The organism is Neobacillus drentensis, assembly GCF_036966985.1.
Taxonomy (GTDB): domain Bacteria; phylum Bacillota; class Bacilli; order Bacillales; family Cytobacillaceae; genus Neobacillus; species Neobacillus drentensis_E.
In genome coordinates this window covers 1-3,056 of sequence record NZ_JBALSN010000160.1, presented here as the reverse complement: position 1 = coordinate 3,056, position 3,056 = coordinate 1, and the positions used below count along the sequence as shown (strand labels likewise).

The 3,056-nt window shown below is 34.7% G+C and carries 5 protein-coding genes; 3 read left to right on the top strand and 2 right to left on the bottom strand.

Translation table 11 applies throughout. The features are described 5' to 3' along the window. Positions 1 to 1,732 (bottom strand): PAS domain S-box protein (locus V7659_RS11035; protein WP_335540074.1); only part of this gene is annotated, 1,732 nt, incomplete at its 3' end. Positions 1,733 to 2,025: 293 nt separating this feature from the next. Here V7659_RS11035 and yhfH point away from each other — a divergent pair. Together yhfH and V7659_RS11025 are read left to right on the top strand one after the other, a co-directional pair. Next, positions 2,026 to 2,160, top strand: coding sequence for a protein YhfH (gene yhfH / locus V7659_RS11030; RefSeq protein ID WP_081825336.1), 135 nt, complete (start codon positions 2,026 to 2,028; stop codon positions 2,158 to 2,160). A 144-nt stretch (positions 2,161 to 2,304) separates the two neighbouring features. Beyond that, positions 2,305 to 2,478, top strand: coding sequence for a hypothetical protein (locus tag V7659_RS11025; RefSeq protein WP_186328591.1), 174 nt, complete (start codon positions 2,305 to 2,307; stop codon positions 2,476 to 2,478). A gap of 56 nt (positions 2,479 to 2,534) precedes the next feature. On the opposite strand, the gene V7659_RS11020 is transcribed toward V7659_RS11025, so the two are convergent. After that, the gene (locus V7659_RS11020; RefSeq protein ID WP_260871546.1) at positions 2,535 to 2,753 is read right to left on the bottom strand and encodes a cold-shock protein; all 219 of its coding nucleotides are present in this window, start codon (positions 2,751 to 2,753) and stop codon (positions 2,535 to 2,537) included. Between the two features lie 46 nt (positions 2,754 to 2,799). On the opposite strand from V7659_RS11020, the gene V7659_RS11015 reads away from it, so the two are divergent. Continuing rightward, positions 2,800 to 2,937 (top strand): hypothetical protein, encoded by a 138-nt coding sequence (locus V7659_RS11015; RefSeq protein WP_335540073.1) that lies wholly within the window; start codon positions 2,800 to 2,802, stop codon positions 2,935 to 2,937. Positions 2,938 to 3,056 lie beyond the last annotated feature (119 nt).

Here is a 3,056-nt window from a genome sequence, read left to right as displayed (position 1 = left end):
GAACGACATTCTTTTCTTCTAATTCGACTGCCTTTGGTTTTGCTAATACCATAAAGTCCTCAACAATAGTATTTACTCGCTCAATTTCATCGAGAATAATGCTCAAAAACTCGATCCGCTCCGGGTCCTTTTCATCTAGCTGTAAAAATTCCGCGTATCCTTTCATTGAAGTGAGTGGATTACGGATTTCGTGGGCAACACCCGCAGCTAATTGACCAACCGCAGCCAATTTATCCTGCCGATGAAGGACTTCCTCTGTTTTCTTCCGTTCGGTTATGTCATTACGGATGGCAAGATATTGGTATGGCTTGCCCTGATCATTTAAAAAAGGAACAATCGTGGTATCCACCCAATAATAGGTCCCATCCTTTGCTTTATTTCTTATTTCACCCTTCCACACTTTTCCAGAACCAATTGTCTTCCAAAGATCTTTGAAAAATTCTTTTGAATGGAAACCTGAATTTAAAATATTATGATCTCTGCCAAGGATTTCTTCTCGATTGTATTTTGAAATCTCACAGAATTTTTCATTGACACTGGTGATAACTCCTTTTGCATCCGTAAATGCAACAATCGAGGATTGATCAAGAGCAAATTTAATATCAATATTCTCTTTAATGGTTTCTTTCAGATGACCTTCAGCCTTTTTTCTGTCCGAAATATCTGAGCGAATCGCAATATATTGGACAGGCTTTCCTTTTTTATTTAAAAATGGCACAATCGTGGTATCAACCCAATAAAAAGATCCATCCTTCGCCTTATTGCGGATTTCTCCCCGCCAAATCTTTCCTGATTGAATCGTGGACCATAAATCCTTGAAAAATGCTTTTGAATGGTAACCAGAATTTAAAATCCTATGATTCTGACCGATAATTTCTTCCTTTGTATACTTCGAAATCTCTTCGAATTTATCATTAACAAAAATGATATTTCCTTTAGGGTCTGTTATAGCAACAATGGTCGAGGCATCGAGAGCTGCTTTAATGTCCTTTAGGTTTGCATCAGATGTTACTAATTGTTTACTAATTAATGTACTTGATACAATTAGCCCTCCAATAATTAGAATAGACAAGAATAATACCAAATAAATAAAAAAGGGACTATCCGCACTTGACCCATTCAGCCTTTCACTGAAAGACATGACTAAAGCTCGCCTCAATAGAAAATGACCTTCAATAATGGCTAACGTCATAATAATCGCACTAATTGGCTTTAACCAAACCTGGTTATTTCGAGTAAAACTTTTCGAAGAAAAAATAATCCATAAAGAGAATAAAAAGGAAGCAAAGATTAAAAACCCTGAAAAAAGAAGCAATATTACATGATATTTAATAACAACATTCATGGCATATAAACCGATAAGATGGATTGCAAAAACGGCCATCGTTAAAAATAAACTACCTAAGATTAAATGAAAAAACGTCATTCGTTTTCTTAATAAAGACAGAAAGGCCATTCCTGTAAATGCTATTCCAATAATTATTGAAAGAATCGTAAGTGGAATATGATAACTGGCAAACCTGTTTGTATCTATGGAAATGAGTCCAATAAAATTCATGATCCAAATCCCGATGCCAATTGAAAATGTGCCACCTAGAAACAGATGCGGCTTATTTTTTTCTGTAGATTTTATTAAAGTAAACATATCTAATGCTGTATATGATGCCATGATGGTTAAACCAATGGCAATTACGATGAAATACGGTTGAAAAGTACCTATCATTGCATTCATTTACCAGCATCCCCCCATATCTAATGCTTTTCTACTATGATTGTAATGGAAAGAGAATTGTTATGGAAGTATAAAATTCTCAGATACGTCGATTTTCAATTATTTTAACCTACATAACACCAATCCAAGAAGAATAAAAAACCAAATGAACATTTATGTGATAAAAGACTTATATTTTAAAAAAAAGGCTAATTTTTTTTAAAAAAGTCTACACATTTTAATTTATTTCGTCTATACTGTACTATAACAAGAACGATTTAAATAAACTGTATTAATAAAGGAGGAGTTTTATTATGTTAATTAGTCCAGTTGAGTTTTTCCGTACTTTACCAAAGAAGCAATGTTCAGAATGTGGTCAGCACATGGAGGAACAAGCAGAAAGCTATTTTATGGAATGTGAGAAATGTTTAGCAAAAAAAGAAGAATAGCTCGAAAAAACTCTCCGCTTTGGAGAGTTTTTTGTTATTTTAATCATCATCTGATGATTATTTAATTTTTACCTTTTAGGAGAGATTTAGGAAGGCATAATCCTTTTTCTTGATGTAAAACCTTTACATAAGGAGATGATATGCATGGCTAAAAAGGCTGATTCCCATAGTTATCGAACTAGAAACATTATAAAAGAGACTGTTATTAATAATACGAAAACAGTTTCAGGGGATTCCGTAGATGAACTTAGAAATCTGGAAGAAGCAAATACCTTAATTAGCGGTGATGAAATCCAACAGCAAAATGAAAATCTATAGAAAGAGTAAAAAAGACTGTCAATGAACCGTGACAGTCTTTAGTGAATAGTGTTTTCTTAAATTTGCGGAAGTTCTCTCATTTCTTGAAGCATTTCATTGCCACACATTGGGCATAGTAAGTCATCTGCAACGAAGTCCTTTCTCATCCACCCAATACAGGCTTCGGCTATGCATGAATAAATTTCAGTATTAACCAGGACCGTTTCAATTTCCTCTTCTTTAGCTCTTTTACCGTAAAAAATGGGAACCGCCTCCTTTTTTATTAGTATGCACAAAAAAGTGGGTTTTCATTTCCAGAATTCTTTAGGAGTTGTTAAAAAGATGATCAATCAAAAAAGATATACAAAAGTTGGAACGGATATTGACGAAGTAAAACGGTTAAATAGCCAATCTGGCTTGAGCTATAATGAAGTAAAGAAATTACTTGCGGAAAGATATCTTGCTAATAAAAAGGAATAGAGAAAGACTAAAAGGTATGTTTTAAAATTGGGATGTTGATTTCCGCTCCAGGTGCTTCGCTTTCCGCGGGCGTTCCGGGGAGCCTCCTCGGCGCTGAAGCGCCTGCGGGGTCTCCCCTG